This window comes from Microbulbifer mixtoriginis (SeqCode) (assembly GCF_052467945.1).
In genome coordinates this window covers 3,220,165-3,246,736 of record NZ_CP174328.1, presented here as the reverse complement: position 1 = coordinate 3,246,736, position 26,572 = coordinate 3,220,165, and the positions used below count along the sequence as shown (strand labels likewise).

The 26,572-nt window shown below is 49.4% G+C and carries 22 protein-coding genes; 8 read left to right on the top strand and 14 right to left on the bottom strand.

Annotation, left to right across the window (positions count from 1 at the left end; genetic code table 11):
• Positions 1-7: 7 nt before the first annotated feature.
• The 4 genes from ACJJIJ_RS14225 to ACJJIJ_RS14210 all read right to left on the bottom strand — a co-directional run bounded on the left by ACJJIJ_RS14225 (position 8) and on the right by ACJJIJ_RS14210 (position 3,202).
• Complete coding sequence (locus ACJJIJ_RS14225; RefSeq protein ID WP_252083213.1) at positions 8-769, bottom strand: ABC transporter permease; 762 nt, start codon at positions 767-769, stop codon at positions 8-10.
• Positions 769-1,731, bottom strand: coding sequence for an ABC transporter ATP-binding protein (locus ACJJIJ_RS14220; RefSeq protein ID WP_444910430.1), 963 nt, complete (start codon positions 1,729-1,731; stop codon positions 769-771). The genes ACJJIJ_RS14225 and ACJJIJ_RS14220 overlap by 1 nt, the downstream gene beginning before the upstream one ends.
• Positions 1,732-1,793: 62 nt before the next feature.
• The gene (locus ACJJIJ_RS14215; RefSeq protein ID WP_444937686.1) at positions 1,794-3,023 is read right to left on the bottom strand and encodes an MFS transporter; all 1,230 of its coding nucleotides are present in this window, start codon (positions 3,021-3,023) and stop codon (positions 1,794-1,796) included.
• Positions 3,020-3,202 (bottom strand): hypothetical protein, encoded by a 183-nt coding sequence (locus ACJJIJ_RS14210; protein ID WP_444903101.1) that lies wholly within the window; start codon positions 3,200-3,202, stop codon positions 3,020-3,022. Before ACJJIJ_RS14210 ends, ACJJIJ_RS14215 begins: the two co-directional genes overlap by 4 nt.
• 83 nt (positions 3,203-3,285) lie before the next feature.
• Here ACJJIJ_RS14210 and soxR point away from each other — a divergent pair, with 83 nt between their 5' ends.
• Positions 3,286-3,774, top strand: a complete 489-nt coding sequence (gene soxR / locus ACJJIJ_RS14205; protein WP_444889479.1) for a redox-sensitive transcriptional activator SoxR — start codon at positions 3,286-3,288, stop codon at positions 3,772-3,774.
• Positions 3,775-3,826: 52 nt separating this feature from the next.
• Here soxR and ACJJIJ_RS14200 read toward each other — a convergent pair whose 3' ends face one another.
• The 9 genes from ACJJIJ_RS14200 to ACJJIJ_RS14160 all read right to left on the bottom strand — a co-directional run bounded on the left by ACJJIJ_RS14200 (position 3,827) and on the right by ACJJIJ_RS14160 (position 16,498).
• A complete protein-coding gene (locus ACJJIJ_RS14200) occupies positions 3,827-4,552 on the bottom strand; it encodes a dienelactone hydrolase family protein (RefSeq protein WP_444937685.1) in 726 nt (241 codons plus the stop codon).
• Between the two features lie 34 nt (positions 4,553-4,586).
• Complete coding sequence (locus ACJJIJ_RS14195; protein ID WP_444937684.1) at positions 4,587-5,000, bottom strand: VOC family protein; 414 nt, start codon at positions 4,998-5,000, stop codon at positions 4,587-4,589.
• A gap of 274 nt (positions 5,001-5,274) precedes the next feature.
• A complete protein-coding gene (locus ACJJIJ_RS14190) occupies positions 5,275-8,037 on the bottom strand; it encodes a nitrate reductase (RefSeq protein ID WP_444937683.1) in 2,763 nt (920 codons plus the stop codon).
• A 12-nt stretch (positions 8,038-8,049) separates the two neighbouring features.
• A complete protein-coding gene (nirD, locus tag ACJJIJ_RS14185; RefSeq protein ID WP_252083207.1) occupies positions 8,050-8,478 on the bottom strand; it encodes a nitrite reductase small subunit NirD in 429 nt (142 codons plus the stop codon).
• A 78-nt stretch (positions 8,479-8,556) separates the two neighbouring features.
• On the bottom strand, positions 8,557-11,094 hold the full coding sequence (nirB, locus tag ACJJIJ_RS14180; protein ID WP_444937682.1) for a nitrite reductase large subunit NirB: 2,538 nt from the start codon (positions 11,092-11,094) through the stop codon (positions 8,557-8,559).
• A gap of 332 nt (positions 11,095-11,426) precedes the next feature.
• Positions 11,427-13,205 (bottom strand): bifunctional protein-serine/threonine kinase/phosphatase, encoded by a 1,779-nt coding sequence (locus tag ACJJIJ_RS14175; RefSeq protein WP_444937681.1) that lies wholly within the window; start codon positions 13,203-13,205, stop codon positions 11,427-11,429.
• Positions 13,195-14,658, bottom strand: a complete 1,464-nt coding sequence (locus tag ACJJIJ_RS14170) for a NarK family nitrate/nitrite MFS transporter (protein WP_252083204.1) — start codon at positions 14,656-14,658, stop codon at positions 13,195-13,197. The genes ACJJIJ_RS14175 and ACJJIJ_RS14170 overlap by 11 nt, the downstream gene beginning before the upstream one ends.
• Positions 14,659-14,838: 180 nt before the next feature.
• Entirely contained in the window at positions 14,839-15,903 is a 1,065-nt protein-coding gene (locus tag ACJJIJ_RS14165; protein ID WP_444937680.1) for a CmpA/NrtA family ABC transporter substrate-binding protein, read from the bottom strand.
• 7 nt (positions 15,904-15,910) lie between these two features.
• Positions 15,911-16,498 carry an ANTAR domain-containing response regulator gene (locus ACJJIJ_RS14160; protein WP_252083202.1) on the bottom strand — a complete coding sequence of 196 codons (588 nt, stop codon included), beginning with the start codon at positions 16,496-16,498 and terminating at the stop codon, positions 15,911-15,913.
• A 706-nt stretch (positions 16,499-17,204) separates the two neighbouring features.
• Between ACJJIJ_RS14160 and ACJJIJ_RS14155 the strand changes: the two genes are divergently transcribed.
• The 4 genes from ACJJIJ_RS14155 (at position 17,205) to ACJJIJ_RS14140 (ending at position 22,386) form a co-directional block, all read left to right on the top strand.
• Positions 17,205-18,755, top strand: coding sequence for a Re/Si-specific NAD(P)(+) transhydrogenase subunit alpha (locus ACJJIJ_RS14155; protein ID WP_435583623.1), 1,551 nt, complete (start codon positions 17,205-17,207; stop codon positions 18,753-18,755).
• Positions 18,756-18,770: 15 nt separating this feature from the next.
• Positions 18,771-20,162, top strand: a complete 1,392-nt coding sequence (pntB, locus tag ACJJIJ_RS14150; protein WP_252083200.1) for a Re/Si-specific NAD(P)(+) transhydrogenase subunit beta — start codon at positions 18,771-18,773, stop codon at positions 20,160-20,162.
• A 210-nt stretch (positions 20,163-20,372) separates the two neighbouring features.
• Positions 20,373-22,004, top strand: coding sequence for a S41 family peptidase (locus ACJJIJ_RS14145; RefSeq protein ID WP_252083199.1), 1,632 nt, complete (start codon positions 20,373-20,375; stop codon positions 22,002-22,004).
• A gap of 1 nt (position 22,005) precedes the next feature.
• A complete protein-coding gene (locus ACJJIJ_RS14140) occupies positions 22,006-22,386 on the top strand; it encodes a hypothetical protein (protein ID WP_252083198.1) in 381 nt (126 codons plus the stop codon).
• A 44-nt stretch (positions 22,387-22,430) separates the two neighbouring features.
• Here the strand turns inward: ACJJIJ_RS14140 and yhbY are convergent, their stop codons facing one another.
• Positions 22,431-22,733, bottom strand: a complete 303-nt coding sequence (yhbY, locus tag ACJJIJ_RS14135; RefSeq protein WP_252083197.1) for a ribosome assembly RNA-binding protein YhbY — start codon at positions 22,731-22,733, stop codon at positions 22,431-22,433.
• 143 nt (positions 22,734-22,876) lie between these two features.
• Between yhbY and rlmE the strand changes: the two genes are divergently transcribed.
• The 3 genes from rlmE to folP all read left to right on the top strand — a co-directional run bounded on the left by rlmE (position 22,877) and on the right by folP (position 26,547).
• Positions 22,877-23,500 (top strand): 23S rRNA (uridine(2552)-2'-O)-methyltransferase RlmE, encoded by a 624-nt coding sequence (gene rlmE / locus ACJJIJ_RS14130; RefSeq protein ID WP_252083196.1) that lies wholly within the window; start codon positions 22,877-22,879, stop codon positions 23,498-23,500.
• 175 nt (positions 23,501-23,675) lie between these two features.
• Positions 23,676-25,604, top strand: a complete 1,929-nt coding sequence (ftsH, locus tag ACJJIJ_RS14125; protein WP_252083195.1) for an ATP-dependent zinc metalloprotease FtsH — start codon at positions 23,676-23,678, stop codon at positions 25,602-25,604.
• Between the two features lie 64 nt (positions 25,605-25,668).
• Positions 25,669-26,547, top strand: a complete 879-nt coding sequence (folP, locus tag ACJJIJ_RS14120; RefSeq protein ID WP_444937679.1) for a dihydropteroate synthase — start codon at positions 25,669-25,671, stop codon at positions 26,545-26,547.
• The last annotated feature ends 25 nt before the right edge of the window (positions 26,548-26,572 follow it).

Here is a 26,572-nt window from a genome sequence, read left to right as displayed (position 1 = left end):
TCACCGATCAGGTTTTAATGCGGTAACCGGTGCGGAAAATCCACCAGACTGTTACCAGGCATAGGAAAAGGAAGAGTAATGTCATTCCCACGCTGAGGCCCAGGTTTACATCGGCCACACCGTAGAATGCCCAGCGGAAACCACTGATCAGATAAACCACTGGATTAAACAAAGTCACTTTTTGCCAGAACTCCGGCAGCATACTGATGGAATAAAAAGCCCCACCGAGAAAGGTTAAGGGGGTAATAATCATTAGCGGAATAATTTGCAGTTTTTGGAAGTCATCGGCCCAGATGCCGATAATAAAGCCGAATAAGCTAAAACTAACGGCGGTTAGCACCAGAAATGTGACCATCCAGAATGGATGAAGGATTTCATAGTCCACAAAAAATCGCGCGGTGAGAAGGATTAGTAGCCCGAGCAGAATTGACTTGCTGGCCGCAGCGCCGACATAGCCGGCGACAATTTCAAAGGGGGATACCGGTGCCGATAGCACTTCATAAATAGTGCCTGAAAATTTCGGGAAAAAGATACCGAAGGCGGCGTTGGCAATACTTTCTCCCAAAAGCGCCAACATCAACAAGCCTGGGATAATAAAGGCCCCGTAGCTCACACCTTCGATGTCTCCCATACGCGAGCCGATAGCGGCACCAAAAACAATAAAGTACAGGGATGTGGAGAGTACCGGAGAAGCGACACTTTGTATCAATGTGCGCCAAGTCCGTGACATTTCAAATTTGTAAATTGCCGCAATACCATACCAGTTCATTATTGTGCCTCCCCACTGAGTTGCTCCTCGCCTTGGTGCTGTGCAGAGTGCACCAGATTGACAAATATTTCTTCGAGAGAACTCTCCCTGGTATATAAATCGCGAAATTCAATATTTGCAGAGGTGAGGCGGCGAAGGAATTCCGTAATACCGGTATTTTCACTCTTGATATCGAAGCGATAGATGAGTTCACTACCATCTCCATTGAGGCGCAGTGGCAGGTCAGAGAGGCTGTCAGGAATAGTTTCCAGAGGCGTGGGTAATTGCAGGCTGAGCTCTTTTTCCCCCATTTTTTGCATTAAAGTTTTTTTATCTTCAACCAATACTAATTCACCGCGATTAATAACACCGACCCGGTCGGCCATCTCCTCCGCCTCTTCAATATAGTGCGTGGTGAGAATAACGGTTACGCCTGAGTCGCGCAGGTCGCGCACCATCCCCCACATATCCTGGCGCAGTTCCACATCGACCCCGGCGGTGGGTTCGTCCAGGAAGAGTACGCTGGGCTCATGGGATAAGGCCTTTGCGATCATCAGGCGTCGTTTCATACCGCCGGACAAGGTGACAATTTTGTTGTCTCTTTTTTCCCATAGGGAAAGCTGTCGAAGGATTTTCTCCAGGTAAGCGGGGTTGGGCGGCTTGCCAAACAAGCCGCGGCTAAATTGAATTGCGCCAAGCACGCTCTCAAAGGAATCTGTGGCAATTTCCTGGGGGACCAAGCCAATTTCGCGCCGTGCGTGGCGGTAATCACGTTGGATATCGTAACCATTGACTGTAACGTTGCCCTGACCAGGATTGACGATGCCACAGATTATACTGATCAGAGTCGTTTTGCCGGCACCATTGGGGCCGAGCAGTGCGAAGATCTCACCCCGTTGAATATCCAAGTCAATACTTTTTAGGGCGTTAAACCCACCACTATATGTCTTGTCGAGATCTCTAACAGAAATTATCGGTTTCACTTTCTCTCCTAAGCGTGGCCTCACAGGCAGCTCGGCCAAAATATTTTTAGTGTGTATAGATCCTACTGCAAAAACATTTTTGCGGAGGGCTTCGGTTTTAACCAATGCAGGAGCAGTGCCAGGGAGGCTAAAAGTAGCAGCGCAGTGCTGGCTGCGGAAAAACCACTGGCGAGGCCAAAACGTTCTATCCAGGGCTGGCTGATAAATGGTGAGATAAATTGTCCGATAAAAACACTGGCGGCGAGAGCTCCAGATGTTCGCCCACGAATATTGGGAGTGGCAGATTCCAGCCCGGTGGCGAAAATATGGGGGATCAATGTCCCCATACCGCAGCCGTAAATCGCGGTGGCCATTATTATCGCATTAAATGAATCTGCCTCGGCGATCAGCCCCATACCACAGGCCATAACAGTAAAACCTAACACAAAAACGCCACTTTTTCCCAAGTAGTTACGTGCCAGAGGGTAGAAAACCAGTGAAGCCAGAGCACCCATTAAATTGCTGGCAGCAATGGCAATGCCCGCGAGGCTGGGGGTGTCTGCTCCAATCTCTTTTAGCAGGAATGGGAGCTGTGTGGGAATCAGGAAAAAGATAAGGCTGTTTAGTAGGGCTGCACCCAGCAACAAGGCGAATGCTGGCCAATCGGGATTTCCATTCGTGACATTGTTGGGGAGTGGTTCAATGCGATTGCATGTAGGTTCTGGCAGAAAACGCAACACGGCAGGGATTAGTAGTAGTGCCACTGCATAAATAGCAAAGGGCGCGCGCCAATGTAAATCTGCCAAGAGTCCACCGGCCAAAAGGAAGACAACTCCGCCGAGGCTGATAAAGGCGCCCTGCTGACTCATATAGGTTTGTCTTTGAATGGGGCTGAAATAGTCACCAACCAGGGCGGTGACTGAAGTCATTGTGCCCGCCACTGCAATTCCCAGAAGGATGCGACTGGCCAAAAGTCCCACCAAGTTTTCCTGTAACAGTGCAGAGATGCCGGCCAGGGCGTAAACAGTTACCGCCAGTAACAGCAATTTCCTGCGACCATAACGGTCGGATATAAACCCGGCGATAGGTGCAAATAGAGCGATCATTAATGCCGGTAGGCTCAAAATCAGGCGACTGAGCAGGGCAATATCTTCATGCTGGGCAAAATGTGCCTCCAGTGCCGGTAAGGATGGCGCTATGGTGGCACCAGACATAATTGTGAGCGCCGCCAGGCACAGCAGTGTGAATCGCATCGGCACCGGTATAGCTGATTCCGCCATTTCGTGGGTTGGTGCTGCGCTGTTAAGTATCACCGGCGCCCTCCGCTATCGGTTTCTCTATTCTCTACGCTCATGGAGGTGATTGGTTGGCATAGCCCCTCTTGCACCGCCAGGCTGATACTTTGACTTTGTGCTGCCACTAAAAGGGAAGTGGCAGTTGTAGCCGGTATTTCTGTGACTGGGTAGGTTTGTTTGCTGTTACGGTTCATCATGATTCTCCCTGGGCTTGCAATGGAATGCTGCGCAGTGTAAAACCTCAAGTAATATTGAGGTCAATAGTTGTCGGAGACATCTGATGTCTGATACCAGTGAAAAGAAAGAGTCGGTTTGTGGAAACAAGAAATGCCGCCGTGAGATGACCGTAGGTGAGGTTGCAGAGCGTAGTGATGTAGCGGTGAGTGCGCTGCATTTTTATGAAAGTAAAGGGCTGATCAGCAGCTGGCGCACCAGCGGCAATCAGCGGCGTTACTCGCGTGACGTATTGCGACGTGTGGCCATTATCAAGGTGGCACAGAGCACTGGTATTCCCCTCGCCGAAATTCGCGAGGCCCTGTCTAATCTTCCTGATGGGCGTACACCCACCGCGAAGGATTGGGCCAAGCTTTCCGCCGGTTGGCGTGAGGAACTGGACCAACGCATTCGCCAGCTGACCCAGCTGCGCGACCGTTTGGAAGGCTGTATCGGCTGCGGCTGTCTTTCCATGGAGAGCTGCCCGCTCCGCAATCCAGGGGACCAAGCTGCAGAGCAGGGGGCTGGGGCGCGCTATCTGGATATTGGCAAGTAGCGGAGTATTTTGACGGGGTGAACTATTCGGCCCCTGAGATATTTGATTGAAACTACTGGAAAATTTTCCGATAAAAATCCAGAGTGCCCAGACATGCGTCCTGCGCGGCTTCCTGGTTATAGGCCAGCGGCAGGCCAAATTTCTGCCCGCGCTCAGTTGCGGCAGGATTGGTGAAGCCGTGTAATACGCCGGGGTAGCTCACCAGGGTAAATTTGGCCTCGGCCTCCTGCATCTCCGCCACAAAAGCGCCGACCTGTTGCGGTGGGATCATGCTATCGGCACCACCGGTGTAAACCAATAATTCCGCTTGGACTCCCCCTTTTTTAGTATGAACCTCGCTGGCCAGGGCTCCGTGGTAGCTGACCACGCCGCGAAGTTCCACACCGAGGCGTGCCATGGTCAAGGCTACGCCACCACCAAAGCAATAGCCCTGAGCAGCGACTTGAGTTTCCTCGACAACTTTATGCTGTTGAAGCAGGGTGAGGGCGGTGCGGAAACATGCCTCGAGGGATACAGGATTCTCAAGTGCCTCATCGCGATACTGCAGGGCTTCAGCGGGATCATCGGTTTGCTTGCCACTACCAAACATATCCACCGCAAATGCACAGTAACCCTGCCCGGCGAGCCTTTCCGCCTGCTCGCGTACAAAGGCATTGTGACCCCACCATTCGTGAACCAGCATAACGCCGGGACGTTTTTTTTGAGTTGTGTCGTCCCAGGCGATATAGCCGCTATAGGACTTGCCATCTACCGCATATTCGATCACTTCGGTTTTCATCGTTGCATGTCTCTCTGGCGAATGATGGATACTGTTATTTCAATAATTTGGGGGGGCCTTTGAGTTCCACTAAATTTTGCTCGGGATCATAAATATAAATTGATGGGCCCATGCCTTCGGCACCGTAGCGCTGTTGTGGCGCGGAGGGTTCAATATTCTTCCCCTTCAAATAAGCAATGATTTTATCGGCTTCGAAAGGGTCTATACGCAAACAGAAATGATGTAAATTACGCCCCTCTATGCCTGGGGCTGTACCACCCTCGCGACCGATGCCTTGATCAACTGGAACCAGATCGATCAATGAGTGCCCTGCGCGCAACTGATAGAGACCCAATTCCTTATTCTCTCGCTCCATGGTGCAGCCGAGGACTCCTTCATAAAAATCGCGCATTGCAGCCAGGGATTTAACCCTCAGCACTACATGGTCAATATGTTGAATTTTGAACACTGGAATTCCCTATAATTGTGGCGGGCGCTAATCTGGCGAATAAAAAGTAATACAAATAACCGCCACCGCTGCTAAAAGCCAATAATGGCTGCGGTTGAAACCTTTGATCCAAATATCTGCGCCAGTGTATTAACGGCTCTAAGTGTAGGGGGTGTGAGGCTTTATGGGCCAGGTGGGGCGTGTATTGCGACTAGTGCTATGCCTTTGCGCGGAGTGCTGTTGAGAAAAACGCAATCCGCGCATTTGGATATGAATTTATCGAACAATATTGGTCTTAAGCGCTATAAGCCTTATCAAATTTCTCCCGCAGGTCTTTTGCCGATCTGACAATCTCTGTTTCCAGCACCGCCGCAACTGCCTGGTTCTGTGCATTTTGCTGCAGCTTCGTGCGCAGCAGCTGGGAAATCTCTGGCTTGCAGGAACCACAGCGGGTCCCGCAACCCAAGGCGTCACCCAGCGCATCAATGGAATTGACCCCCTGGTTGATTGCTTTTTCAATCTGTGGACGTGAAACCTGCATACAGGTGCATACTATGCGCTCACCTGGTGGAATTGCCTGGAGAAACTGGGCAGGGTTTTCAAGTAATTCCAGTTGTAGGTAGCGTTCCAGGCTGCGTCGATCAGGAAGTGTCTGCCAATCATTACTGGAAAAAATAAGCAGCTCTATTTGTTCGCTATAAGCGAGCCAACGCTGGCTATTTAAGGTCTCTATTTGCTGCCAGCGTATATCTGGATTTTTTTGTAGTAATTGGGCACCCAGTTGGCGACCATCCAAAGGGGCGCTGAGCGCCAACTCAAAGCGATATCCATTTTGACAGGGCACTCGATACCAGTGCAGTAGATTTTCTTCCACATGGGTTTGTAGCCAGCGCCAAAGGTTTTGTGCCAGTGGTTCCGGGCAAATAAGGGTGACAAAGCTCTTACAGGCGAGGGCTTGCAGCTGAACCGGTACCTGCTTAAATTCGGGCTGACCGGAAATTGGGTCTACTTCTGCTGCGGCAAGGGCGCTGACTTTAGACTCTTGGGCCAAGGTCTGGCTCCAATGAATAGGAGCGAATAGCTCACCGGGTTTTTGGCCACTGTTTAATACCGCACGTCCGCACATTCTACCCTGGGCACTGTGTAACTCTACCAACACGCCCTCGTCTATACCGTATTTACGCGCGTCTCTGGGGTTTATCTGAATTTCGGCAATCTCACTGTGATCCAGTAATTTCCGCGCGCGGCCAGTACGGGTCATGGTGTGCCATTGGTCACGTATGCGGCCGCTGTTTAGCCATAGGGGATAACTAGGGCTTATTTGTTGCTGGGGCGTACGCGGCTTGACAGCAATAAAATTGGCTCGACCAGTTTCAGTGAAAAATTTTCCATTGCCAAATAATCGTGCACTACCCTGGGGATTTTCCCGATTTACCGGCCACTGTACTGGTTCAAGCGCATCGTATTCATTTTGCTCAATATTATTAAAGAGTGAGATATCAAAGGCGCGACTGCCGTTATTTTCGAAACCTGACAATTGTGCATGTTCTCGAAAGATATCTGCGGGATGGGTAAAGTTAAACTGCTCGCGGAACCCTAGGCGGCTGGCCAAATCACAGATAGCCTGCCAGTCGTGACGCGCCTCTCCAGTGGGATCGATAAAAGTGCGCTGCCGGGAAATACGCCGCTCTGCATTGGTAACTGTGCCATTTTTTTCTCCCCAGCCGGTGGCCGGCAGTAGTACATCGGCACAGCGGGCGGTATCGGTATCGGCGATGCAATCGGAAACAATCACCAGTGGACATTTACGTAGTGCCTCAGTCACCCTCTCTGCTTCAGGCATACTCACCGCGGGATTAGTGGCCATAATCCAGATTGCTTTGATCTGTCCGGTCTCCACTGCATGGAACATATCCACCGCTTTTAGTCCGGGGGCCAGTGCCATATTGGGAGCATCCCAGAAGCGCCGCACCCGATCGATATCACTCTCTTTAAACTCCATATGGGCGGCGAGCATATTGGCCAGGCCGCCTACTTCACGCCCCCCCATCGCGTTGGGTTGGCCGGTAATAGAGAAAGGACCAGCTCCAATCTGGCCAATGCGACCTGTTGCCAGGTGGCAGTTAATGATTGCGTTGTTTTTGTCTGTGCCGCTACTGGATTGATTAACCCCTTGGGAGTAAAAGCTAAGTGTTTTTTCCGTTTCGGCAAACAAACGGAAGAAAGCCAATAGCTTTTCTGCAGGTACACCACAACTCAGTGCAGTTTGCTGTAGGGACCAATGCTGGGCCGCTTCCAGAGCCAGCTCAAAGCCTTGGGTATGATGCTGAATATAGTGGTGATTGAGGCGGTTGTGCTGGGCGAGGAAATTAAGCAGACCATTAAATAGTGCTGCGTCGCTGCCGGGATTTATCGCCAAGTGCAGATCGGCCATCTCGCTGGTAGCGCTAGCCCGCGGATCAACGACTACTATTTTGGCCTTGCCTGCCTGCATACGCTGGAACAGTATCGGGTGGGTCCAAGCGGCGTTAGAGCCTATTAAAACAATAAGGTCTGCCTCTTCCAGATCCTCATAACAACAGGGCACGGCATCTGCACCCAGGGCGCGCTTGTATCCTGCTACGGCTGAGGACATGCAAAGGCGAGAATTGGTATCAATATTGGCGCTGCCAATAAACCCCTTCATTAATTTATTAGCAACATAATAGTCTTCAGTAAGGAGTTGCCCAGAAAGGTAAAAAGCTACTGAATTCGGGCCGTGCTCGTGAATATTGCGGGCGAATTCATTGGCCACATAAGACATAGCGGTATCCCAGTCACAGGTTTCGCCATGCAAATGTGGGCGTAAGAGTCTTCCATGCTCACCGAGTGTCTCCCCAAGGGCTGAGCCCTTAACACACAAACGGCCAAAATTAGAGGGGTGTTGTTTATCACCTGTGACGGAAATTACAGAAGTACTTTGCCGCTTTTCCTTGTTAATAGTTACTCCACAGCCCACCCCACAATAGGGGCAGGTAGTGCAGGAACGCTGGGTGCTTAGGTATTCCTTTACTGCCATTATTATTCTTGCTTATTTATCACAACCGATATAAACGGTATTTCCATTAAATGCTAAAGGGTAAGTGGCAAGCTGGATATTACCGTCCTCCATACAAACGCCATCTTCAAGGCGAAAGTGATGTTTATAAAGTGGTGAGGCAATAGTTAATTCACCATCCAGTTCTGCGATTATTCCCCGTGAAATAATGCCAGCTTGTGCGATCGGGTCCCAGTTGTCAACGGCGTAAAGTTGTCGCTCTTGCCCCGGTAAAAAAAATAGGGCGATACCTTTCCTCTCAGGTTTTGCTAGATAGTCTGTTTTTTCTGAGGAGGTATCGCCCCAAAGGGCACACACCCCGGAGTTGCTGACTAAATCTGATCTTTGGCAGATCGGCAGCCAATGGGGGTGGGTTATGGCATTGGATGTATGTGAGCTTTGTCTGGCGCTGGCTTGGTGCATAACAATTTCCTTGCGGGATTAAGAGAAAAATCAGCAATTATAATTAAATTTTCATAAATTAAATGTATAGGATTGTCTCTATGCGGATTCAGCAGTTTCTATTATTTCTTCAATAGTTGCCGGACGGGGCTGGCCGCGTTCCTTGACGAAAATAATTTTTTCATCACTCTCATTGCTGTTAACAAACTGACGAAATCGTTTAAGTTTTTCCGGATCGTTGATTGCGGACTTCCATTCACACTGATAACTATCGACAACGCGTTCCATCTGGATTTCCAGCTCGGTACAGATTCCCAATTTGTCATCGATAATGACTTCACGTAGATAGTCGAGTCCGCCATCAAGGCTTTCCAGCCATACCGAGGTGCGCTGCAATTTATCGGCAGTACGCACATAGAACATTAGGAAACGATCGATATAGCGAATCAGGGTTTCATCATCCAGGTCGGTAGCGAATAGATCGGCGTGGCGCGGGCGCATGCCGCCATTGCCGGCAACAAACAAGTTCCAGCCTTTTTCTGTGGCGATAACGCCCACATCCTTGCTCTGCGCCTCGGCGCACTCGCGTGTACAGCCCGATACAGCCATCTTTATTTTGTGTGGGGAGCGAAGCCCCTTGTAACGGTTTTCTACACGCAGGGCCATGGAAACACTGTCCTGCACACCAAAGCGGCACCAAGTACTACCTACACAGGACTTTACCGTGCGCAGAGATTTGCCATAGGCATGGCCGGTTTCAAATCCCGCATCAATGAGTTCCCGCCAAATTTCCGGCAGTTGTTCCAGGCGTGCGCCAAACAAATCGATACGCTGGCCACCGGTAATTTTGGTGTAGAGGTTATAGCGTTTGGCAACATCGCCAATCACGATGAGTTTCTCTGGGGTGATTTCTCCACCGGGAATACGCGGTACTACAGAGTAGCTACCATTTTTCTGCATATTCGCCATAAACGTATCATTGGTATCCTGCAGGCCAACGTGGGCTTGCTCCAGGATATGTTCATTCCATAGGGAGGCGAAAATAGAGGCGGCGGTGGGTTTACACACTTCGCAGCCCTTGCCGCTACCATGCTTTTGAAGGAGATCATCGAAGGTTTTAATTTCCTCCACCTGAATAATGTGGAACAACTCTTGGCGACTATAGGGGAAGTGTGTACAGAGATGATTTTTGACCTCCATTCCCAGAGCGGCTAATTCACTATCGACGATATCCTTCAGCAATGCGGCACAACCACCACAACCCGTGGAGGCCTTGGTGGCATCCTTCACTTCAGCCAAGGTATGACAGCCGCCATGTACAACATCCAGAATTTGCCCTTTACTCACGTTATAACAGGAGCACACGGTAGCATTAGTGGGGAGAGCGGAAGCACCAAGGAGTGATTCCGCTCCGTCAGTTGAGGGAAGAATCAGTTGTTCCGGGTGCTCTGGCAGGTCGATATCATTGAGATGATATTGCAGAAGAGTATCGTAATCCCCAGTATCACCAACCAGTACAGCGCCGAGCAGTTTCTGGCCTGTAGCATCGGTTATCATACGCTTGTACACGCCGCTCTGCTCATCGACAAAAGTAATTGCTGCAGCGCCTTCGCTGCGGCCGTGAGCATCGCCAATAGAGCCAACCTGCACACCGAGAAGTTTTAATTTAGTGCTCATATCGGCACCATTAAAAAACGTCTCCATACCAATGAGCTGTGCGACGGTGGTGCGAGCCATACTGTAGCCTGGAGCCACCAGGCCAAAAATTTGCCCCTCATAGAGAGCGCACTCACCGATGGCAAAAATGTTGGGGTCTGATGTACGACAGCGGTTGTCGATGACAATACCTCCTCGCTCACCGACTTGCAGCCCTGAGGATTTTGCCAGCTCATCTTGAGGGCGAATTCCTGCAGAGAAGACGATCATATCGGTAATCAGTTCGTCCCCCCCTTTAAATTGCATACGCAAGCGGCCGTCAGCGTCTGTAATAAGTTCGGTAGCTCGGCTGGTATGTACAGTAACGCCAAGGGCCTCGATTTTTTTTCGCAGTAAATTGGAGCCGCCCTCATCAAGCTGAGTGGACATCAGTCCTGGAGCAAATTCCACCACATGGGCGTCAAGCCCCAGGGTTTTCAAGGCGTTTGCCGCTTCCAAACCGAGCAGGCCACCACCGACAACGACGCCACTTTGCGCGTTAGACGCAGCTGCGCGAATCGCATTCAAATCTTCGATGGTGCGGTAGACAAAGCAGCGCTCGTGTTGATGCCCTGGGATGGGGGGCACAAAAGGATAGGAGCCAGTAGCGAGGACCAACTGATCATATCTATGTAAGCTTCCAGTCTGGGTGGTAACAGTTTGCTTTTCGCGATCGATGGAAGCTATGGGATTGTTGAGCTCTAGCTCAAAACCCCATTGTCGATATTGCTCAATATGACCCATAGCCAAATCTTCCGCACTGCACCCAGCGAAGTATTCGGATAGATGTACTCGATCATAAGCAGGTCTGTTTTCCGCACAAAAGACTGTGACGATAAAACCGGTGCTTTCATTTTTTTCTGCCAGCTGCTCAAGAAAGTGGTGCCCGACCATGCCGTTACCAATCACAACCAGCTTTTGCTTTTTTGTCTTTTCCGTCATTGATATTCCTGCCATCTAGAAGCGATTCTCTTGGCAGGAGGGGCGGATGATATGACAAGGGCGCCTCCTCTTCTGCCGAAGAGTACAGGCGCCGTTGCCTCGAATTGGGGGATAATTTTGTTGGTCATTAAATACATTCAATCTTCATGCCAGTATTTATCCCAGGGATGGCGCCTATCCGCTCCTATTGTCCACAATTTTTGCGGTATGTTGGTGCAGAAAACCTTTTTTCTGCTCTGAATTGGTGCTTAGTTAAATTTTGTGGAATATTAAACGGAAAATGTCATCTTAAGTTACTGAGAGGCAAATGAGGGATTAACCAAGAGGGGGCTTTAGAAAACATACAGAAGGTGGGAAAGCAGTAGGATCAGCGCTATGAGCTGCCAGAATAAAATTGGATTTTTTTCCAGTAGAGGATGGTTCTGGGCAGGTTTGAAGGTTGGATTGGGATGCTGCAGGTCCTGGATAAATTCGGATAGGCTATCGTATCTTTGTTTAGGATTGGGGGCACAGGCTTTTTGCAAGGCACTATCTATCCAGTGGGGGATATCCTTGCGGTGCACATATGCATTTGTATAACGCAATTGTTGATAACTTTTGAGGTGATAGTGCAGATTGCCGAGGCGCTCAGGGTAGGGATATTTTCCTGTGAGTAATTCATAGGCAATTACTCCGAGAGAAAAAATATCCGAACGATGGCTGGCGCTATCGCCATAAAAGAATTCAGGAGCCGCATAATTCTTACTGCCTGGAGTATCAATTTCTGTGAAATGTAATTGCTCTCTAAGGCCTGGCCCATCGACCCCTCCGAGGTCAATGATCACTAGGCGACCATTGTTGCGGATCATAATATTCTCCGGCTTCAGATCGCCGTGCACAATCTCTAATCGCTGCAGGCTGCGCAGGGCACTTACCAGCTGAGAAAGTAATTCCCTTACCTGGGATACTTCTGGCTGAGGGTTAAGTTGCATCCACTGTCGCAACGTCTGCCCCTCAATATATTCGAGAACATGATACAGGCAAGCGCGTTCGACTCTTGGAGCGTATAGCTTGATAACCCCTGGATGATTTATTCGCCTGCCGGTCCATTCTTCGGCGATAAAACGCTCGATATAGTTTGGATCATCACAGTAATTTACCGATGGAGTTTTCAGTGCGCGAAGCTCTCCGGTCATATGATCTTGGGCCAGGTATAGGTGGCTACGTTTACTGGCATAAAGCTCCTGCAAAATAAGAAAATCATCGAGTTTTTGTCCTGGGTTCAGATCGGGAGCGAAGGGAAGCGTTCGGCTGTGCATTGCCAATTCGTCGCATTGAGGAAGGTCCAGATTATTAACCCTGGCGACGATTGCACTCAGGTTATCTTTGGAGCCTGATTTTAGGGCCGCATCAATGAGTTGTTGTGGTGTAGTTTTGTCAAACTCAGAAAGTCTTTTCTGGATAGACGTCTCTGGCAAAAAATCGTGAATGCCATCGCTACTCAGTAAATAAATATCACCGGTTTGCAGTGCTTCACAGCGATAGTCCACTTCAATATGGACATCCATCCCCAGGGCTCTACTGAGAAAAGTGCGCCCAGGAGACAGCTGGTGGCTGTGATCACGCGTGAGGCACTCAAGCTTGCCAGCGCGCAGGCGGTAGATACGTGTATCGCCGATATGCACCAAGTGGGCGCTGGTACCTTTAAAAATCAGGGCTGAGAAAGTGGTTAGCCAACCCCGCTGGATTTCCACACTGCCTCCGCTTTGCCGGTATAGCCAGCTGTTGAGGGAGTGGAGTACTCGTGCAACAGCATGGCGAGTAGACCAGGTTTCCGGGGTGCTGTAATAGTCCGAGAAAAAACCGTTGATGGCTGCAAGAGCAGCTTCGCCGCCGGCCTCGGCGCTGGCGACGCCATCCGCTACTGCGGCGAGTGCGCCATAGCGCTTTAACTCTAGCCTCTCGGGTAGCCGTACGGCACAAGCATCATCATTGTGTTGGCGATGACCGGAACAGGTAGCACTGAAAATTTGCAGAGCATGCAACTCTTTACTCTGCAAATTTTTAGAAGCTCCATGGGCGTTTTGTATCCCTACCGGAGTTTTTGTGTGCTGTTCTTTATCAGGCGACATCGATCATCGACACGCTGCCATCTGGGTGTACCTCAGCCATTTGACCCTCGGGTTCCTCCAATAATAACAGTGCTGTAAAGCCCAGAAGAGCGGTGATGCCGATAACCATAAAAAATGTTTGGTAGGAAACCAGGCTTAACACGGTGAGATAAAAAACTGCTCCGACATTGCCGTAGGCCCCAGTCATACCTGCGATCTGCCCGGTAAGACGGCGCTTGATTAGAGGGACTACAGCAAATACAGCCCCTTCACCGGCTTGCACAAAGAAAGAGCAGGCCATGGCAGCGGCTACCGCCAAGTAGAGTGGCCATTCGGCATCAATCAGGCTCATGGTGAAGTAACCCAGTGCCAGGCCTGCAGTTAGTATCAGCAAGGTGGGTTTGCGTCCCCAGCGATCACTGATTAAGCCGCCTGCTGGACGAGACATCAAGTTCATGAAGGCATAAGCTGAGGCAAGTAATCCCGCTTTTACAGGGTCTAGGGTAAAAGTCTCAGAGAAAAACAGTGGCAACATGGATACTACTGCGAGTTCTGAACCAAATGTAGCAAAGTAAAGAAGGTTGAGTACGGCTACCTGCTTAAATTTATAACGATGTACGGGAGCCGGTGGATTAGTGAAAATCTCCCGGTTGATGCTATATGTCTTGCGTGCATCCAGTAGGTAAAGTAAGCCGAGCCCACAATAAATCAAGGTGGCAGCGAGACTGGAAATCAAGTTTACACCGCTTGAAAGTTTCCAGGTCAACAACGCCAGTGCGGCATACATTGGTACCTTCATAATCAGTAACAGTACAAAGTCTCCTGAACTAGTGACCTCCATAGCCCCTATTTTTTTTGGTTTGAAATAAGTGGAGCCCTTGGGGGTATCGGTAACTGAGAAGTAGTAAATCACACTATATACCAGTGCAATAACTCCGGTGATTCCAATCGCATAGCGCCAGCCATTGTCGCCACCAAAAAATAGAGCGATGGTCGGTAAGCTCATAGCGGCAGCGGCAGAGCCAAAATTACCCCAACCGCCGTAAATTCCCTCAGCAGTGCCCAGTTGACGGGCGGGGAACCACTCGGAAACCATGCGGATACCAACGACAAAACCAGCGCCAATAAAACCGAGCAGAAAGCGACCTATTGCCGCCTGCATAAAGTTATCCGCTAGGGCAAAAATAAAGCAGGGTACACTGCCGATAGCAAGCAACAGGGAGTAGGTAAGCCTGGGGCCGTATTTATCGGTGAGCATCCCGATTACTACTCGTGCTGGAATGGTTAGGGCTACATTTAAGATCAGTAGCGTTTTTACCTGATCAGGAGTCAATGACAGGCTTTTCGATATTGCCATCAATAATGGGGCATGGTTAAACCAGGCAAAAAACGTAATAAAGAAGGCCACCCAGGTTAGGTGAAGAATCTTTATCCTTCCTCGAAATGAAAAAAGATTGAGGGATTCACTAGACATGCGCATTTCCTTTATTTGCATACTTCACAGGCATAAAAAAAGCCCACCACCGCACCCCTTTGGTCGCAGTCAATGGACTCCATTGCCCGATATTTTTGTTGAAAGAGCGATTGACTGTGCGAATGCGCCTAGCGGCAAGCCATTGCACCATCGATATATTCTCATTCAATTAATGTGCCATTATTTCTTGGAATTGAGGAAATCCACAGTTTGATGGTATAGCTCTGGCCTGAAGTTTTGACTGTTTATCGTTGCTATCTCACTAAACCCCCTGCACATCTCTATTAACTGCCGGGCTTTTGTCTCACAGGGACGACCGTTGTCATTATCGATATGGGCAAACAGGTGCCAGCCTGGGTTGGCTATGATATTGGTGTTGCGGCGGTAGAGAATCTGATCATTCAGGGAGCGCTGCAACAGTGACTCTGGTAAATTCAGATAGTGTTTCTGTGATAATAATCCGGCGGCTTCGCAGCGATTTTCTCTTGCTATTAACCAGGAGCAGGCTTTCAGTAATGCTGCACGCAAAGCCAGGTGGCTGACCGGGTTGGCCTTATGCCAGCTTTGGGTCACAGCTAATACTTTTTCCGGCATTGCCGGCAATAGTGTATTGCAGGCCGTAACAACCACTCCAGTACCCTTTTGGGCTGCAAGGCTATTCCATGGTTCGCCAACACAGTAACCATCAATAATGCCACTGAGAAGGCTTTCCAGCATTTGTTCGGGGGGTAATATAATAAGCTGTATATCCCGATCCGGATTCACACCTGCGGCCTGTAACCAATGGCGCAACTGTAGTGTGTGACTGGAGAATGGGTAAACCGTAGCCAGTCTTATCGGTGAGATGCCAGTGTTTTTCTGCAGGTACTGTTTTAGTGCTACACCAATATCAGTTTTCGTTTCTTCTGTTGTGTAGTGCTGCAGGCGTTGATAGAGATCCTCTGATAGGGTAATGGCGTTGCCATTACAACTGAGAATCAAACCACTGATAAGTCGCTCTTTGCAGTCAGGTAGAGTTTCTGGGAGCGTTAATGGCATAGGGGCCAGCATGGCTGCTGCATCGGCCCTACGCCCGATCAATTTATCGCGCAGAGTTGCCCAGGAAGTCTCCCGCTTTAACTCCACCTCAAGGCCAAATTGACTAAAGTAACCTTTCTCCTTGGCAATGATTAGGGGGGCGCTGTCGGTGAGTCTGAGATACAGCAGCTTGATAGATTTCTTTTCCGGGTACAGTAAGGAAGACATTAGGGATTCAATGCTCGCTCTGAAAATATTGAATAAGCTGTTCGGCTATCGCGTGCATGGTGGCATTACTACTCATGGCAAGTTTACGCAAAATCTTATGCGCATCCTCCTCGTTGAGTTTTTTCTTGGCCATTAGTAATCCTTTGGCTCTTTCAATGGTTTTTCTATCACTGAGTTGCTGTTGGGTTTTCTCAAGTGATTGTCGCAGCAGCTGAAAGCTCTTGAATTGAGCCATGGCAATTTCTATTGCCGGGGCAACTCTTTCGGTAGTGATCCCCTCGGCCATATATGCGCTGACTCCAGACTCAACTGCGCGACTGATAAAGTCCGCACTGTTGTGGCTGGAGAACATAGCTACTGGTGTCGGTGCCTCACGATTAACGATGGCAAGGCTCTCTAGGATGTCTCTATCAGGGGATTCAATGTCGATCAACACCACATCGGGGCGATATTTCTCTACTTGGAATAGAAGCCCTTCGGCACTGCTGATTTGCGCAACAATAGTGTATCCGGCAGATTTTAAACACTCACAGACAAGGTGAGCGCGTTCTTGATTATCATCAACCAACATGATGGCAGGGCTAATATTCGTCACGACTTGAAGTGGCACTCGTTTGTGGCTAGATAGACGGCTTGCCAAAGTACAATCAAAACTTGTGCCAAAATCGTGAGAGAGGGGCAAATAAAATAAATTCTTCTAATTCCATGAAGTACAGTATGAGATATCCGCTGTTTCTTATTACGCCATTTTGGAACTATTGATCTTTTAGTACAAGAGGAGTTTTTGAGAGGAAATCTGGCCTGGTCACTTTGAAATGAAGATGCTAAAGAAGTTTTTTGAAACCATTTCCAGGTGGGTATATGAAAAGAATTTACATCATTATCAATTTCTGCTGGGTGAAAGATCCTATTGCCAGGTTTTTTTTGTGATGATTAGCCTAATGAGAAAGAACTTTTAGGAAATTAACAAACCCAATTTTTTGGCCAGTGTGAAACCAAAGAGTATTTGTATTATTTAAGTTGGTCCGATTCCTTTGTTGCTTCTCACGGGTGAAAGAAAGTTCCTTTTCACAGTTTATTCTTTTTTTGTCGCTGTGACCTTATGATGTGCTTGAATTAATGTTGCAGCTGTAACTTATTAATAGCCTTATAAATTTCACCAATTGTGGCTATTAGATAGCTTCTCTTTCAATCCCAGTTTGCTGAGTTTACACTCGGCCTGACTATAAAATGGGCAAACTAGTCCTTTTTGAGGTGGATGTAGTTGTAAATTCATAATATTAAATATGAGGGGCACGGCGGTGATAATAGCCATACCTAGAGAGACCGTAGAGGGGGAGGCGCGTGTTGCGGCAACTCCGGAGAGCGTAAAGCGATTAATTGACTTGGGTTTTTCTGTTGTTGTACAAGCCGGGGCTGGTGAAAAGGCTAGCTTTGCCGATGATTTATATCGACAAGCTGGTGCTGAGATCCGTGGGGATATAGTGGCTTGCCTAAAGGGGGCGGAAGTTGTTCTTAAAGTGCAACCGCCAACGGATGAAGAGTTGGCTTTAATCCCTAAGGGGGCAACATTGATTGCCTTCTTAAAGCCAGCACAAAACGCCGAGCTCCTACAAAAGCTTGCCGATAATGATATTAACGCACTTGCCGTAGAGTCCATCCCCAGGATTTCCCGGGCCCAGAAAATGGATGCGCTCAGCTCCATGGCTAATATTGCCGGCTATCGTGCCGTCATCGAAGCCGCACATAATTTTGGTCGTTTTTTTACCGGGCAAATCACCGCGGCGGGGAAAATCCCTCCAGCCAAAGTTCTCGTTATTGGTGCCGGTGTTGCCGGACTCTCGGCAATAGGTACCGCTAAAGGTATGGGAGCCATCGTTCGGGCATTTGATACCCGAGCCGAGGTGCGCGAACAAGTAGAATCCATGGGGGCCGAGTTTCTCACAGTAGAGGTGGAAGAGGAGGGCTCGGGTTCTGGCGGATATGCCAAGGAGATGTCGAAGGAATTTATTGAAGCGGAAATGGCGTTGTTTCGCGAACAGGCCAAGGATGTGGATATTGTTATTACGACGGCATTGATACCCGGTAAACCAGCACCAAAACTATGGCTTGCCGATATGGTTGACAGCATGGCGCCTGGCTCTGTGGTGGTGGATCTGGCGGCAGAAATGGGGGGGAACTGTGATTACACTGTCCCTCATCAGAAAACTGTACATAGCGATGTGACAATCATTGGCTACACCAATTTACCCAGCCGTGCAGCGGCACAGTCTTCCCGGTTGTACTCCACCAATCTCGCCCATTTACTCAGTGAACTCACTCCGGAAAAAGATGGTGAAATAAACCTTAATTTTGAGGATGAGGTTATTCGTGGGGCAACTGTGGTTAAGTCAGGGGAGATCACCTGGCCGCCTCCCGCTCCCAAGATCTCTGCGCAGCCCCAGAAGCCAACAAAAGCCGCAGAGGAAACCAAGGTTTCTTTTGAAGAAAAAGTTGAAAAGCGCAAATCTCCCCTATCCATTTTTGTTTTCTGGGCAATCGCTGGAATATTACTTCTTTGGCTTGGCCGGGTAGCTCCATCAGACTTCGTTTCACACTTTACCGTTTTTGTGCTGGCCATTTTTGTCGGTTGGCAGGTAATTTGGAATGTCACCCATGCCCTGCATACCCCATTGATGAGTGTTACTAATGCGATTTCTGGGATTGTTGTGGTGGGGGCATTGTTACAATTGGGAGCTACTGGTTCTGGGCTTGTAACCTTGCTGGCCTTTGTTGGTGTACTTGTAGCTAGTATCAATATATTCGGTGGTTTTTTTGTTACCTACCGGATGTTGAAGATGTTTCGTCGTTAAGAAGGGAGATAAGTGATGAACGGTATGATTGCAATGGCTTATCTTTTTTCCGCGGTAATGTTTATTTTAAGTCTGGGCGGTTTGTCCAGTCATGAAACTGCGCGCCGGGGGAATATCTACGGAATGGTTGGTATGGCGGTTGCCATAATAGCCACTATTTCCGGTATTGCCTCCGGCGCTTACTGGATGGTGATTATTGCCATGGTGGTGGGGGCTGTAATAGGCCTGTCACTCGCAAAACGCGTGGCTATGACGCAGATGCCGCAGATGGTAGCCCTTTTGCACAGCTTCGTTGGCCTTGCGGCAGTTTTAATTGGTTGGGGGGGCTTTCTCGATCCTCGAGTCAATCTCCATGGTTCTGCACATGTTGTGCATAGCACAGAAATTTATCTCGGGGTGTTTATTGGGGCTATCACCTTAACGGGGTCACTCGTTGCTTTTTGTAAGCTACAGGGCATAGTTTCCGGTAAGCCCTTGACATTGCCGGCTCGGCACTGGCTTAACCTAATTGCTATCCTGGCCTGTATCGTATTAGGTGTGCTCTTTGTGCCTGCAGAAGTGAGTGGGCCTACGGTTATCAATCTACTAGTGATGACCGCTATTGCTTTATTGTTAGGTATCCACTTAGTGGCTGCTATCGGTGGGGCTGATATGCCGGTGGTTATCTCCATGCTGAACAGTTACTCAGGATGGGCCGCAGCGGCTACTGGATTTATGCTAGGCAATGATCTGCTTATCGTAGTTGGTGCACTCGTTGGTTCTTCCGGTGCGATCCTCAGCTATATTATGTGCCGCGGTATGAATCGCTCTTTTATCAGTGTGATTCTCGGTGGTTTTGGTTCTGACGGTGGGGAAGTCTCCGATGAGGAAGTCGAAGGTGAGGTGATTGCCATTGACCAGCAGGAACTAGTCGATGACCTCAAGACCGCCGATAGCATCATTATCGTGCCTGGGTTCGGAATGGCTGTTGCCCATGCGCAACAAGCCGTCAGCGACTTGACCGATCGCCTGCGCGGTATGGGTAAAACAGTGCGTTTTGGTATCCATCCTGTTGCAGGGCGACTGCCGGGCCATATGAATGTCTTACTGGCCGAAGCCAATGTGCCTTACGACATAGTGTTAGAGATGGATGAAATTAATCCCGACTTCTCCAGCACCGACTTGGTACTGGTGATCGGAGCCAACGACACTGTTAACCCCGATGCCGTAGAAAAACCCGGCTCTCCAATTGCTGGAATGCCTGTAGTGGAAGTTTGGAAAGCGCGCAAAGTGGTGGTGCTTAAACGTTCTATGGCCTCTGGTTATGCGGGTGTGGCAAATCCCCTGTTCTATAAAGAGAATACTCGTATGTTGTTTGGCGATGCCAAAGACAGTCTGCAGGGTGTAATTGGGAGGGTTTGCGACTAAAAAAATAGCGCCTGATGTTTAATCATTAGGTGGCCATTACCCAATGGGGCTGAGACACTGATACCAGATTGGTATTGGATGTTTCAGCTCCATTTGTTTTTTCAGAGTGAAATTATTCTTAAATTACTTTGACTATCGCTGGCTTTCATTAATAGTGATAACCTCCCCTACTTTAATAGTATTAGACAAAAATATTAAAGGAGCTGGGGGATGGGGACCCGTTTTCGTAAACTTGCCTTGCAAGGAATGATGGCGTTTGGAACGCTTGCTCTGATTGCTTGTGGTAGTGGCGGCGGCAGCGGAGATGATACGCCTGAAAGAACGAGTGCTATGGGTACTGCTGGTAATGTAGAGCTTCCTACCCCGGCTGGAGCATCTTGGGTAGAGAATAACTTTTTGCCATCCTCGACTTTTGTAGCTAGATGCGTCTCACCAAGAACTGGTACCGACCCAGCAACTGGCTACGAATATATCGATCAGCTGGGAACACGCGTCGACGAAAACAACTGGCTTCGTTCTATGAGTAATGAAGTCTACCTTTGGTACGATGAAATTACAGATAAGGATCCGGCAAGCTTTGATGACTCTTTGGCTTACTTTGATCAGCTGAAAACTTTTAAGAAGACGCCCTCCGGCCGAGATAAGGATCGTTTTCACTACACGATTCCGACCAGCGAATGGCTATCGCAAACCGAGTCCGGAGTCTATGTTGGCTATGGACTTCAGTGGGCACTTCTATCGAGTGAGCCACCACGAAAGGCAGTAGTCGCCTACCTAGATGAAGAAGGCAATGAAAGTTTGCCAGGTATTATTACTCGGGGTGCTGAGGTGATTAGTGTGGATGGAGTCGACTTGGCCAATGGTGAAGATATAGATACGCTAAATAATGGCCTGTGGCCTGAGAGTGAAGGTGAATCCCACACTTTTGAATTTAGGCAAGTGGGCTCTTCCACGATTGAAAAGGTTACTCTAGTTGCCTCAGCAGTGAAGTCTGATCCAGTTCAGTTTGTAAAGACCGAGGTGACGGGCTCCGGTCGCAGAGTGGGCTATATACTTTTCAATGATCATATTGCAACAGCTGAGGCGGAATTAATTAATGCAGTTACCCAGTTAGATACTGCTTCTGTTGAAGATTTAGTGTTGGATTTACGCTATAACGGCGGTGGGTATTTAGATATTGCCTCAGAGCTAGCCTATATGATTGCTGGTACAGTAACAATTGGCCAGCCCTTTGAGCGGACCAAGTTTAATAATAAGCATCCAGAGACAAACCCAATCACAGGGAAACCAATTGACTCGACCCCGTTTCATACCTCTGCGCTTGGGCTTATAGATGAGGGTTTGAAAGGAGCCCCTTTGCCTACATTGAACCTTCCACGTGTATTTGTTTTGACCAGTGAGAATACTTGCTCGGCCAGTGAAGCTATTATTAATGGCTTGCGCGGAGTAGATATAGAGGTTATTCAGATTGGTGAAACGACTTGTGGCAAGCCCTATGGTTTTTATCCGTTGGATAATTGTGGTACTACTTATTTCACAATTCAGTTTTCTGGCGTGAATGCTAAAGGCTTTGGCGATTATTCAGATGGGTTTGTCCCTAATGGTACCGATAATACAGCTGCTGATTTGCCGGGTTGTCATATCGGCGATGACTTTTATCATCTTTTAGGTGATGCCAATGAGGCTCGTTTTGCGGCAGCCCTCAACTATATTGAAACAGGGGAGTGTGGTGATATAGCCGTTAGTGCATTTTCTGAGTCTGGTATCAATTCACGCATTCCAATATCAAATGTTCAAGTGCCAAAAGAAGCTTCTCGTAGCAATCGGATAATGGTGAGATAAAATGAAAATTGCAGCCCTGATAGGTTACTGCTGTCTTGCCGTTATATGCTTGGGATGCGCCTCTCAGTCAAATATTCAGAATGTCCAACCGGCGCTTTTGAAAAAGGTTAGCCCAGAAGTTACTGCGGAGATACAAGTGCTGGTTTCAGAAGCCTTGGGTGGGGTTAAAGTTACTCTGGGCTCTGAAGTGTTTGTAGAAAAAAGTCTTCTGGTTGTTGAACGTAATCGGCAGCATATGGCATTAATTGGTCGAGATATGGCGAAGCCCATCAAATTCCAGTTACTTACGGATGGGCGGAAGTGTTGGCTTGCTCGACTTTCTAGCGATGAGATGTGGGAACTGTCTGTACCCTGTGAGCTTGCTGTTGATGAAGATACTTGATGGAGATTATCAAGAAACGGCAGAGGCCGCTTCTTGATAAAACATCAGCGCAGCAAGTTAGACTTGCGTACATCCGGCTTCTTCGCAGCTCGATAGATTAAAGCGATTTTACCAATCTCCTGGATCAGTTCAGCAGAGGATTTCTGGCAGAGCTCCCCTACAATCTGATGTCGGACTTCACGGTCAGCGATCATCAGCTTTACCTTGATCAGCTCGTGATCTTCCAGTGCACGTTCCAGTTCTTCCATCACGCCCTCGCTGAGCCCATTGCCCGCTACAGTCACGACAGGTTTGAGATTGTGACCGAGAGAGCGCAGTGCTTTTTTGCGGTCGGCGGTTAAAGGCATACAATACTCCATTACCACTTTGTGGATATCGATATGGGAGTGACCAAAAGCCTCGATCCTCGTCAGCAGTTGTTTGGCTGACCCGATCGCGGCTTATGACCGCTCTTACTAATAAGCTGTAGTGATTGTAGGCATTGTACCCGATGGGCCGATCTAAGAGCAGCCACCGCTGGCTGCGTGAACATTTTAATGACCATTACGTCAAACAGTCCCAGAAAGAGGGCTATCGCTCCCGTGCCAGCTACAAGCTGCAGGAGTTACAGGATAAGGACCGCCTGTTCAAGCCAGGCATGACGGTTGTCGACCTGGGCGCTGCACCGGGAGGGTGGTCTCAGGTGGCGATGGAGCTAGTGGGGCACAAAGGCCGGGTTTTGGCGTCTGATATATTGCCGATGGACCCCCTGGCCGGTGTGGACTTTGTGCAAGGTGACTTTACTGAGGAGTCAGTGCTCAACGAGCTGCTGCAACATCTTGGCGATGAGATGGCAGACCTTGTGATTTCCGATATGGCCCCCAATATGAGTGGGATACGCGATGTTGATCAGCCCGCCTCCATGTATTTGGTAGAGTTGGCAGTAGATATGGCCCGGCAGGTATTAAAACCTGGGGGTGCTTTTGTTGCCAAAGTCTTCCAGGGGGAGGGGTTTGATGAGCTGATCCGCGACTTGCGCGCGAGCTACAACAGTGTTGTGACTCGTAAGCCTGGCGCCTCCAGGCCTCGCTCTCGCGAGGTCTATTTGGTGGCCAGGGGCTTTAAGGGCAATTAGGCGCGAAGGCGTATTTCTAGTCTGCCTGCTCGATATGGTATAAGCATTATTCCTATTGGGCGGCAGGGCTGTTGTCTCCTACACCTATACTGATTTGATGGGTATAGATAGGATCGGCACAGCAAAATGAACGGATTTTGAGTGCGAAAGCGAGAGGGCTATCCCTTTGAATGATATGGCAAAGAACCTTGTACTGTGGTTGATCATCGCGGCGGTGCTGCTGATGGTATTTCAGAATTTTAAGCCGCAGACACGGGATGAGGCTCTCAGTTATTCCGACTTTGTTCAGGATGTGCAATCGGGACAGGTGAAAAGCGTCGTTGTGGATGGTCTGGTGATAACTGGCGAAAAAGCCGACGGCAGTCGCTTCAAGACTATCCAGCCACAGATTATTGACGATGAACTCACTAATGAGTTGGTGCGCAGTAATACCCAGTTCGTTGGCCGTGAACCTGAATCTCCCAGTATCTGGCAGCAACTCTTGGTAGCGAGTTTCCCTATCCTAATTATTATTGCCGTCTTTATGTTCTTCATGCGCCAGATGCAGGGCGGTGCTGGTGGCCGTTCCGGGCCTATGGCTTTTGGTAAAAGTAAAGCTCGCCTATTAGGCGAAGATCAGATCAAGACCACCTTCGCTGATGTTGCGGGTGTGGATGAAGCAAAGGAAGAAGTACAGGAGCTGGTAGAGTTTCTACGGGACCCCACCAAGTTCCAGCGCCTGGGCGGTAATATCCCCCGTGGTGTACTGATGTGTGGTCCTCCCGGAACCGGTAAGACCCTGCTGGCTAAGGCCATTGCCGGTGAGGCAAAAGTGCCCTTCTTCTCTATTTCCGGTTCTGACTTCGTAGAAATGTTTGTCGGCGTGGGTGCTTCCCGCGTCCGTGACATGTTCGATCAGGCCAAGAAGCAAGCTCCCTGCATTATCTTTATTGATGAAATCGACGCCGTAGGCCGCCACCGTGGCGCCGGTGTTGGCGGTGGTCATGACGAGCGTGAACAGACACTCAACCAGCTACTGGTAGAGATGGATGGCTTTGAAGGCAATGAAGGGGTGATCGTGATCGCCGCCACTAACCGCCCGGACGTACTCGACCATGCTCTGTTGCGCCCCGGTCGATTCGACCGTCAGGTATTTGTCGGCCTACCGGATATCCGCGGCCGCGAGCAGATTCTGACTGTGCATATGCGCAAGGTACCACTGGATGACAAGGTCAATGCTCAGACTATTGCGCGGGGTACGCCCGGTTTCTCCGGTGCCGATTTAGCCAACTTGGTGAATGAAGCTGCACTTTTTGCTGCTCGCGCTAATAAGCGTACGGTGACCATGGAGGAGTTTGAGCGTGCCCGTGACAAAATCATGATGGGTGCCGAGCGCAAGTCCATGGTGATGAATGAGAAAGAGAAAGTGAATACTGCTTATCATGAAGCGGGTCATGCGATTATTGGTCGCCTGGTCCCAGAACATGATCCAGTACACAAAGTCACCATTATCCCTCGCGGCCGTGCACTGGGTGTTACCCAGTTCTTGCCTGAGGAGGATAAGTACAGCCTCTCCAAACGTGCGATTGAATCCCAGTTGTGTTCACTGTTTGGTGGTCGTATTGCCGAAGAGATGACCCTGGGTATAGATGGTGTGACAACCGGCGCGTCCAACGATATCGAGCGCGCTACCGACCTGGCACGTAGTATGGTGACCAAATGGGGACTCTCTGAGAAACTTGGTCCCTTGCACTATGGAGAAGATGAAAGCGGCCAGCCGGGGCAGGGTAACCCGGTTTCCGGCAAGACCTCTAATGATATTGATGAAGAAGTTCGCCGTATCATTGATAGCTGCTATGAACGTGCCAGCCAGTTGCTAGAGGAAAATCGAGATATCCTTGAAGCCATGAAAGATGCCCTGATGGAGTATGAAACCCTAGATGCAGAACAAGTGGACGACCTGATGGCTCGTCGCAAAGTGCGTCCACCTAAAGACTGGGAAGATAACAATTTTGGTTCCGGCGGCAACAGCTCAACCGATGAAGTAGATAAAACGGATACATCTGAGGCCTCTACTGAGGCAGACAAGAGTAATCCAGTTGGTGGCCCGTTAAACGAGCACTGATTCTCAGCGAAACATTCAAATGGCATAAGCGGAATGTAGGTCGGGATGGCATCAGCCCAACCCGATGAGACATTCCGTTTTTTTATCTCTGTATATGAAAATCACCTGTGGAAAACACACACTAAACCTCTCCTCACCTGTGGTGATGGGGATTCTCAATACCACCCCAGATTCTTTTTCCGATGGCGGCAGTTACTATCAGGCTGGCATGCTAGACCTGTCTCTTGTGTTGTGTCGGGCCGAGCAAATGCTAGACGAGGGGGCCGCAATTATTGATGTGGGTGGGGAGTCCACTCGGCCTGGAGCCGCTCCTATTTCTGAGCAGGAGGAGCTCGACAGGGTGCTCCCCGTGGTAGATGCGATTTGTACGAGGCTGGATGTCGTCGTCTCGGTAGATACCAGTACACCGACAGTGATGCGCGAAGCCGCTAAAGTGGGAGCCGGGCTTATCAATGATGTTCGTGCGCTTGAGCGAGAAGGTGCACTTGCGGCTGCCGCGCAAACAGATTTACCTGTATGTCTTATGCATATGCAAGGACAGCCGAATAGCATGCAAACTTCCCCCAATTATAGAGATGTAGTAACGGAAGTCGCCCATTACCTTGCGGACCGTATTGAGGCCTGTTGTGCTGTGGGAATTAACCGAGAGCGCCTCCTATTGGACCCAGGCTTTGGCTTTGGCAAGACCGACGCTCATAACCTGGCCTTATTAGGTGCCTTGTCGCAATTGGGGCCAGCGGATGTCCCTATACTGGCTGGCTTGTCGCGTAAGTCGATGATCGGGCGCCTGTTGCAGCGAGAGGTGGAGGATCGGCTTCCAGGTAGCCTTGCACTTGCTATGCTGGCAGCCCAGCGAGGGGCAAAGATTTTACGGGTGCACGATGTTGCAGAGACGGTTGATGTTCTGCGATTACAGCAAATTGTCGAGGGGCTTAAAACCTAATTCCTTAAAACAATAGCTTCCCAAT

Bases quoted from the DNA above. Each gene is read 5' to 3' on its own strand.
- soxR (WP_444889479.1), top strand. From the start codon at position 3,286: ATGTCTGATACCAGTGAAAAGAAAGAGTCGGTTTGTGGAAACAAGAAA.
- ACJJIJ_RS14210 (WP_444903101.1), bottom strand. From the start codon at position 3,202: ATGATGAACCGTAACAGCAAACAAACCTACCCAGTCACAGAAATACCG.
- yhbY (WP_252083197.1), bottom strand. From the start codon at position 22,733: ATGCCTTTAACCGCCGACCGCAAAAAAGCACTGCGCTCTCTCGGTCAC.
- pntB (WP_252083200.1), top strand. From the start codon at position 18,771: ATGAACGGTATGATTGCAATGGCTTATCTTTTTTCCGCGGTAATGTTT.
- ACJJIJ_RS14170 (WP_252083204.1), bottom strand. From the start codon at position 14,658: ATGTCTAGTGAATCCCTCAATCTTTTTTCATTTCGAGGAAGGATAAAG.
- ACJJIJ_RS14145 (WP_252083199.1), top strand. From the start codon at position 20,373: ATGGGGACCCGTTTTCGTAAACTTGCCTTGCAAGGAATGATGGCGTTT.
- folP (WP_444937679.1), top strand. From the start codon at position 25,669: ATGAGACATTCCGTTTTTTTATCTCTGTATATGAAAATCACCTGTGGA.
- ACJJIJ_RS14165 (WP_444937680.1), bottom strand. From the start codon at position 15,903: ATGTCTTCCTTACTGTACCCGGAAAAGAAATCTATCAAGCTGCTGTAT.
- ACJJIJ_RS14200 (WP_444937685.1), bottom strand. From the start codon at position 4,552: ATGAAAACCGAAGTGATCGAATATGCGGTAGATGGCAAGTCCTATAGC.
- nirB (WP_444937682.1), bottom strand. From the start codon at position 11,094: ATGACGGAAAAGACAAAAAAGCAAAAGCTGGTTGTGATTGGTAACGGC.
- ACJJIJ_RS14225 (WP_252083213.1), bottom strand. From the start codon at position 769: ATGAACTGGTATGGTATTGCGGCAATTTACAAATTTGAAATGTCACGG.
- ACJJIJ_RS14140 (WP_252083198.1), top strand. From the start codon at position 22,006: ATGAAAATTGCAGCCCTGATAGGTTACTGCTGTCTTGCCGTTATATGC.
- nirD (WP_252083207.1), bottom strand. From the start codon at position 8,478: ATGCACCAAGCCAGCGCCAGACAAAGCTCACATACATCCAATGCCATA.
- ACJJIJ_RS14190 (WP_444937683.1), bottom strand. From the start codon at position 8,037: ATGGCAGTAAAGGAATACCTAAGCACCCAGCGTTCCTGCACTACCTGC.
- ftsH (WP_252083195.1), top strand. From the start codon at position 23,676: ATGGCAAAGAACCTTGTACTGTGGTTGATCATCGCGGCGGTGCTGCTG.
- ACJJIJ_RS14175 (WP_444937681.1), bottom strand. From the start codon at position 13,205: ATGTCGCCTGATAAAGAACAGCACACAAAAACTCCGGTAGGGATACAA.
- rlmE (WP_252083196.1), top strand. From the start codon at position 22,877: ATGGGCCGATCTAAGAGCAGCCACCGCTGGCTGCGTGAACATTTTAAT.